1 protein-coding gene is annotated in these 505 nt (G+C 26.3%); it reads left to right on the forward strand.

Annotation, left to right across the window (positions count from 1 at the left end):
* Positions 1 to 402 (forward strand): hypothetical protein (locus tag GBZ86_RS17615; RefSeq protein WP_170272326.1); only part of this gene is annotated, 402 nt, incomplete at its 5' end.
* Positions 403 to 505 lie beyond the last annotated feature (103 nt).

The raw sequence follows: 505 nt of genomic DNA on the forward strand, positions 1-505 counted from the left end.
GATATAAATTTAATACAATCTGCTGAAACAAGATTTAAAGAATTAAAACAAATGGGTGCAACAAAGAAAGGTGCTTCTTCTAGGCAGTATAAAGCATTTGGAATAGATACAAGACCTAAAGCATCTAAGGATGACAAGAAGACTGAAAAAGCTAGAGCTTTACTTTATAATTGGATTCAGAGGACTTTAGATAGGAAAGGTATTATAGTTAAAGAAGATTTAATTAAATATGCTAAAAAATATTATATAGGAGAGAAGTTTGCTTCTACCTTTATAGTAGAAATCTGTAAACAGTTTAACTTAGAGCGTTGCATTATAAATAATGAATTAATAACAAGACATAATCTAGCTAAAAGTAAACATAAAAAAGCTGGGTTTATACCAAAAAATATACTTAGATAAATATTATTAAAATAAAATTATCTAAGCATACAGTTTAAATTAATCATATAAAGAAATTTTAGTTGTTAGTGTTCCCGCACTAGCAACTTTTCCTTTTTAATAT

This window comes from Clostridium tarantellae, from assembly GCF_009295725.1.
In the GTDB taxonomy this organism is placed as follows: domain Bacteria; phylum Bacillota; class Clostridia; order Clostridiales; family Clostridiaceae; genus Sarcina; species Sarcina tarantellae.